Raw genomic sequence first — 6,490 nt, forward strand, 5'->3', positions numbered from 1 at the left:
AAGGATAACGATGAAAACGGCAACGACATTGAAAACCGTGCGCAGCGCGCATCCGGTCGATCCGGCCGTACGGGCCCGCGTGATGACGGAGCTCGCGGACGTCGAACGCCGCCACGACGTGAGCGTGCTGTTCGCGTGCGAATCCGGCAGCCGCGGCTGGGGCTTCGCGTCGCCGGACAGCGACTACGACGTGCGCTTCGTGTACGTGCACCGGCGTGACTGGTACCTGCGCGTCGAACCGCAACGCGACGTGATCGAGCGGCCGCTCGACGACGAACTCGACGTGAGCGGCTGGGAGCTTCGCAAGGCGCTGCAACTGCTGCACCGGTCGAACCCGACGCTGCTCGAATGGCTCGCGTCACCGGTCGTCTATCGCGAGGATGCCCGCTGGACGCCGCGACTGCGGTCGCTCGCCACGGCGTTCTTCTCGCCGATGCGCGGACGGCATCACTACCTCGCGATGGCGAAGAAGAACTTTCGCGGCTATCTGCAAGGCGACACGGTGCGTTACAAGAAGTACCTGTACGTGCTGCGGCCGCTGCTCGCGGTGCGCTGGATCGACATGGGGCTCGGGATGCCGCCGATGCGTTTCGCGGATCTCGTCGACGGCACCGTGCACGAGCCGGCGGTGCGCGACGAACTCGATGCGCTGCTCGCGTTGAAGATGCGCGCGAACGAAGGCGAGACCGGCCCGCGCCGGCCCGCGATCCACGCGCTCGTCGAAACGATGCTGGCGGAAGCCGAACACGATCGCGACTACAAGCGGCCATCGGGCGACGCCGCCATGCTCGACGCGTTCCTGCGCGACGTGGTCGACGCCCGCTGACGAACGAGCGGCGCGGTGCCCGCGGGCATCGCGCCGGTTCCGTATCTGCCTGCACGCGATCACCGTCGCACGCATCGTGCGCTACGGCGCCACGCGCCGCGTTGTCGGGGTTCGATGCCGCGCCGACGCGCCGCCATCACTTCACGCACCGACGTTCCACTGATCCTGGTCCATCGCGCCCCCTTCATCCGAGGAAAAGCGCATTCTATGCGCGGCGGCCCCATAAGCAACAAACCATTCGTTCTAAGGACGGCGGCGCACCTGCTTCTATAATCGCTCGACCACGACAACAACAGATGGAGCACTCATGACCGATCAGGCCTCTTCGAACTGGCGCCTCGAAACCATCGCCGTGCACGGCGGCTATCGCCCCGACCCGACCACGCGCGCGGTCGCGGTGCCGATCTACCAGACCGTTGCGTACGCATTCGACGACACGCAGCACGGCGCAGACCTGTTCGACCTGAAGGTCCAGGGCAACATCTACACGCGGATCATGAACCCGACGACCGACGTGCTCGAACAGCGGATCGCCGCGCTCGAGGGCGGCATCGGCGCGCTGGCGCTCGCGTCGGGCCAGGCGGCCGTCACGTACGCGATCCAGACGATCGCGGAAGCCGGCGACAACATCGTGTCCGCCAGTTCGCTGTACGGCGGTACCTACAACCTGTTCGCGCATACGCTGCCGCAATACGGCATCACGACGCGCTTCGCCGATCCGCGCGACCCCGCGTCGTTCGAGCCGCTGATCGACGCGCGCACGAAGGCGATCTTCGCGGAATCGGTCGGCAATCCGCTCGGCAACGTGACCGACATCGCCGCGCTCGCGGAAGTCGCGCATCGCCACGGTATCCCGCTGATCGTGGACAACACGGTGCCGTCGCCGTACCTGCTGCGTCCGTTCGAACACGGCGCGGACATCGTCGTGCACTCGCTGACGAAGTATCTCGGCGGCCACGGCACGAGCCTCGGCGGCGCGATCGTCGATTCGGGCAAGTTCCCGTGGGCGCAGCACGCGGACCGCTTCAAGCGGCTCAACGAGCCCGACGTCAGCTATCACGGTGTCGTCTACACCGAAGCGTTCGGGCCGGCCGCATATATCGGCCGCGCGCGCGTCGTGCCGCTGCGCAACATGGGCGCGGCGATCTCGCCGTTCAACGCGTTCCAGATCCTGCAAGGCATCGAGACGCTCGCGCTGCGCATCGAGCGCATCAGCGACAACGCGCTGAAGATCGCGCAGCATCTCGCGCGCCATGAACACGTCGAATGGGTGAACTACGCGGGGCTGCCCGATCACCCGGATCATGCGCTCGTCGCGCGCTACCTGTCGGGCCGCGCGCCCGGCATCCTGACGTTCGGCGTGAAGGGCGGACGCGACGGCGGCGCGAAGTTCCAGGACGCGCTGAAGCTGTTCACGCGGCTCGTCAACATCGGCGACACGAAGTCGCTCGCGACGCATCCGGCCTCGACGACGCACCGCCAGCTGTCGCCGGCCGAGCTCGCGAAGGCCGGCGTGAAGGAGGAAACGGTACGGCTGTCGATCGGCATCGAGCACATCGACGACCTGCTCGCCGATCTCGACCAGGCGCTCGCGCAGCTGTGAGCCGATGCGGGCGTGCCGACACGCCCGCTTCAAGGTGTTCAATCCCCGGTCGATGCCTGGGGCCACGTTCGGCATGCAACCATCGTGCGTCGCAGCACCCGCATCGGCGCCTACGGCTACGCAAGGAATCGTCAATCTCGGACCACGCCATCGCTTCTGATCGGAATGTCGATCGCGCACCGATACGCGCGTGACGAAAATTTCATCTTCCGATCAGGTTCGCGATGGATCGCGTCGCATACCATCGAATGCGTGACGGGTGATGCCCGTTGCGAACCACGCAAGCGTATCGCTGTCGCACGGCACGATCACGCGTTGGCCCGGACACTGCGAGTGCCGGGCCTTTTTTTGCTTCTTTGCGGAATTCCGTTGACGTGGCTTGCCGATCCGGTTCGGCCAACCGCACGTTCGCGAAGCAGCCATCTACCCGGTGCGGGATCGTTCAAAGCGATACGAACCGCGACGACTCCCGTGCATCCATTGGATTGCTATGAGCGTCGCTTGGGGTTCCACGCCTTGTGTACGAACTCGAGACGGTTGCCGTCGAGGTCGGCGACGTTGGCGGCGTAGTAGCCGGGGGCGAAGTAGGTACGATCCGCCGGTCTTCCCTCATCGATGCCGCCGGCCTTGATTGCGGCTGCGTAGGCAGCGTCGACGAGTTCGTTCGTATCGCAGACGATCCCCAGGTAAAGCCCGGTCTCGCCTGGCTGACGTTGCGTAGCCAGATGCTTGATCCAACCCCCTCTCCCTTGCCGTACACATCGTCGCCGATGCCGTAGAGATCGGGGACGCTCGCCGGGCCATTCGCGGAGTCGTAGTTGCCGAATACGCTCCAGCCGAGTGGCTTCAAGGCTTCGGAGTAGAAGATCAGCGACTTCTCGATGTCGGTGACCGAGATGTAAACGTGATCGATCATTTGCCCGCCTTCGACGTGGATGGGTGCTGTTCGTGCATAACTATAGTCGACAGCCGCGCATGTGGCGCGGGGATATGACTGCATCAAGGAGTGACGTTGCGCTTCGGGAACAGGCACGGATGCGTGTTCACGTAGAAGTTCGGATTGCCGCACCGATGCCCCGCATGGTCGATCTGTTCGCCGGGCATCAGGCCGGTGGGCACCGCATCGCGCGCGGCCTTCGGCGCGGACGATCCGACCGTCCCGGCTTCGGGACGGGATGACGCGCAACCGGCGACCAACGGGGCAATCAGCAGGGCTAGCAACGACAGGCGAATGGCGGGACGATCCACTGTCGGGTACGGAATGAAAGTCGAAACGAGACCGTCCGCCCTCCATGCCGGTGCGGCGAACGGTGCGCATGCCGTCGACACTATCGGCCGTCGGCAGGCGAGATGCTCCGCTTCCCGCTCATCGCATGCATGACCCGAACATGACGATTGCATCACGTCGGCCGGGCCCGCACGTCACGCCCCGCCCCGCCCCGCAATCTGACGCATTTGTCATCTGCCGATCACGGTCACGCTCGGCGGCTTTCGCATACTGGGCTCATGGATCGCCACCCGGCGGCCACATCAAGGAGAGCTTCATGAAAACGGCAAGACTCGCAGCCCTGTTCGTCACCGCCACGCTGTCGCTCGGCGTCGCCTCGCAAGCCGCCTTCGCGCAAACGCACACTCAAACGCAGGGCAAGACCCGCGCGGAAGTCATCGACGAACTCAAGCAGGCGCAGCACGACGGCGTGGTGCCGACGAGCAAGACGCAGTACCCGCCGACCAGCGAGATCATCGCGCGCAACAAGGAACTTCACGGGATCTCGGTGCATGCCGGCGAGAAGTCGCCACAGGCCGACAATCACGACAGCCTCGCGACGCGCTGATGCGAGTCAGGCGTGGGTGCTGCCCGGCGATCGCCGGCAGCGTGCCGCGCGCCGCCGGGTCGCGGCGAACGTGCGGCCGTGCCGTGCGGTGCGAACGCGGCACCGCAGAGGGTGAAGATCGGGCAGACGACACTGCCGGCTGGACAGTGTCCGCAACGCAGTTTTACAAGCTGCCCCGCTTCGCGCGCCGGCGTTGCACCAGCCAGTCGAGCAACTGCCGTCCGTCGCGTTCGCCGAACCATCGCGCATGACCGATCAGATAACCGTCGTACGCAACCTCGACGATGTCCGGTGCATTGACGATGCAGCCGAAATACGCGACTTCCGACAGCGCGAATTCGGTATGCACGACCGGCAGCATCGCGACCAGCGCCGCATACGCGTCGTCGCTCAGCGGTTCGAGCGATTCGTAGCCGTCGAGCAGCGCGCCGATCTGTTCATGCTCGACGCGACGTGCATCGGCCGGCGCCATCCAGTCGATCGCGTTGCGTTCGATCGCGAGCGCGAGATCCATGACGGCGCAGGTGCGATCCGACAAGCCGAAATCGAGCACGGTCCGCACCTGCGCGCCGGGCGCGGCGTCGGTCCACAGCAGATTCGACGCATGCCAGTCGCCGTGCGTCCAAAGCGGCGCCAGCGCGGGCAGCAGCGGCACGAGGCGCGCGTGGTACGGGCCGATCGCATCCGCGACATCGCCGCGCCAGTCGCGCGTGCCGAGCGCGCGCACCAGCAGCGGCTGCGCATCGACCCAGCGTTCGAGCGCATCGGGAAGATCGGCGGACGACAGCACCCGGAAACTCGACAGCAGCGTGCGCACGGGCCGCGCCGGCGCATCGTAGCCGGCCGACGCGCGATGCAGTTCGGCCAGCGCGCGGCCTGCCGCGTACGCATGCGAAGGATGCGTGAACGGCTGCCACGACATCACGCCGCGATACGCGTCCACACCTGGCGCCACCACGTGCACTTCATAGGTCCAGTCGCCGGATGCGAACGCGGTCGCGCCGTCGCGACCGGCGAGCACGTCCGCGACCGGCACACCGCGATCGCGCAAATGCGCGATGAAGCGATGCTCCTCCTCGAGCCCGGCGACGTCGCGCAGGCTCGCGTGATGACGCTTGACGAACAGCGCGCGTGCGTCGGCCGTGTGCACCAGCACCGCCGCCGAGAACGGCCGCGGGCTGTGCCACGTAAGCCGCGCCGGTGCGCCGACGCCATCGATCCGCGCAAGCACGCCCGCGACTTCGTCGTGCGTCATCAGCGGCCAGTCGCGTTCGGCCTGCTCGCCGTCGACGCCGAATTGCGGCGGCGCGACGTCCCGCATGTCGGCGACGTCACGCGATGCAGGCGCGTCCGGTTCGAGTGGAAATGACATGAACGACGTCGCTCCGTAGTTGAATCAGCCCGTGAATCGGCTCGTGAATCAGCCCTTGGATCAGCCCGCCGGGCTCGCCGTCGTGCGCAGCGCATTCGCCGTCCGGCTCCAGTCGCGCCAGCCGACGACGGCGAGCGCGATGAACAGCGCGTAGAGTCCTGCCGTCAGATACAGCGCCTTGAACACGAACATCCCGACGTACACGACGTTCACGACGATCCACAGCCCCCACGACGCGATGTAGCGCCGCGCGGTCCAGTATTGCGCGACGAGGCTGAACGCGGTCAGCGACGCATCGACGAACGGCAGCGCCGCATCGGTCCAGCGCGCCATCATCCCGCCGAGCAGCGCGCTGCCGACGACGGCCGCGATCAGATCGGGCAGCATCTGCCGCGGCCGCACGCCGGTGACGGGCGCGACGTCGCCTTGCGGCGCAGCGCCGGCGCCCGCCTCGAGCGTACGCTGCGCGATCCAGCGGCGCCAGCCGTACACCTGCAGCACCGCGAACGCGCCCTGCAGCAGCATGTCGGAATACAGCTTCGCGTCGAAGAAGATCCAGCCGTACAGCGCGACCGACGCGAGCCCGACCGGCCAGCACAGCATGCGCCGCTTCGCGGTCAGCCAGATCGCGAGCGCGCTGACGATCACGCCGGCGATTTCGAGTGGGGACATCGTCTGTGCTCTCCTGGTTGGCTGCCGGGGCCGCGCATCACGCGGCCGGGTCCGGACGATCAGAAATCATAGGTCAACGACACGCGCGCGGTGCGCGGCGCGCCCGGGAACAGGTACGCGTCGCCCTGCTGCTCGCCCGCGTCGCGCCAGTAGAACTTGTTGAACAGGTTGTCCACCGACAC

The 6,490-nt window shown here is 66.7% G+C and carries 8 protein-coding genes; 3 read left to right on the top strand and 5 right to left on the bottom strand.

Translation table 11 applies throughout. From position 1 onward, the window contains the following. The first annotated feature begins 10 nt into the window (after positions 1–10). Together DID99_RS24525 and DID99_RS24530 are read left to right on the top strand one after the other, a co-directional pair. The gene (locus DID99_RS24525) at positions 11–826 is read left to right on the top strand and encodes a nucleotidyltransferase domain-containing protein (protein ID WP_124645968.1); all 816 of its coding nucleotides are present in this window, start codon (positions 11–13) and stop codon (positions 824–826) included. A gap of 307 nt (positions 827–1,133) precedes the next feature. Beyond that, positions 1,134–2,429 carry an O-acetylhomoserine aminocarboxypropyltransferase/cysteine synthase family protein gene (locus DID99_RS24530; protein WP_044848100.1) on the top strand — a complete coding sequence of 432 codons (1,296 nt, stop codon included), beginning with the start codon at positions 1,134–1,136 and terminating at the stop codon, positions 2,427–2,429. A 442-nt stretch (positions 2,430–2,871) separates the two neighbouring features. Here DID99_RS24530 and DID99_RS24535 read toward each other — a convergent pair whose 3' ends face one another. Then, positions 2,872–3,345, bottom strand: a complete 474-nt coding sequence (locus DID99_RS24535; RefSeq protein WP_124645967.1) for a VOC family protein — start codon at positions 3,343–3,345, stop codon at positions 2,872–2,874. Positions 3,346–3,428: 83 nt separating this feature from the next. Further along, positions 3,429–3,758: a hypothetical protein gene (locus tag DID99_RS24540; protein WP_260444703.1), complete on the bottom strand. Its 330-nt coding sequence runs from the start codon at positions 3,756–3,758 to the stop codon at positions 3,429–3,431. A 215-nt stretch (positions 3,759–3,973) separates the two neighbouring features. On the opposite strand from DID99_RS24540, the gene DID99_RS24545 reads away from it, so the two are divergent. After that, positions 3,974–4,264, top strand: a complete 291-nt coding sequence (locus DID99_RS24545) for a DUF4148 domain-containing protein (RefSeq protein WP_124520340.1) — start codon at positions 3,974–3,976, stop codon at positions 4,262–4,264. A 163-nt stretch (positions 4,265–4,427) separates the two neighbouring features. Here the strand turns inward: DID99_RS24545 and DID99_RS24550 are convergent, their stop codons facing one another. The 3 genes from DID99_RS24550 to DID99_RS24560 all read right to left on the bottom strand — a co-directional run. Then, entirely contained in the window at positions 4,428–5,636 is a 1,209-nt protein-coding gene (locus DID99_RS24550) for a phosphotransferase enzyme family protein (protein WP_124645966.1), read from the bottom strand. A gap of 60 nt (positions 5,637–5,696) precedes the next feature. Then, the gene (gene pnuC, locus DID99_RS24555; protein WP_124645965.1) at positions 5,697–6,308 is read right to left on the bottom strand and encodes a nicotinamide riboside transporter PnuC; all 612 of its coding nucleotides are present in this window, start codon (positions 6,306–6,308) and stop codon (positions 5,697–5,699) included. Between the two features lie 59 nt (positions 6,309–6,367). Continuing rightward, positions 6,368–6,490: TonB-dependent receptor (locus tag DID99_RS24560; RefSeq protein ID WP_124523786.1), on the bottom strand; the 123-nt coding region annotated here is incomplete at its 5' end.

Source organism: Burkholderia sp. Bp8986, assembly GCF_003854225.1.
GTDB lineage: Bacteria > Pseudomonadota > Gammaproteobacteria > Burkholderiales > Burkholderiaceae > Burkholderia.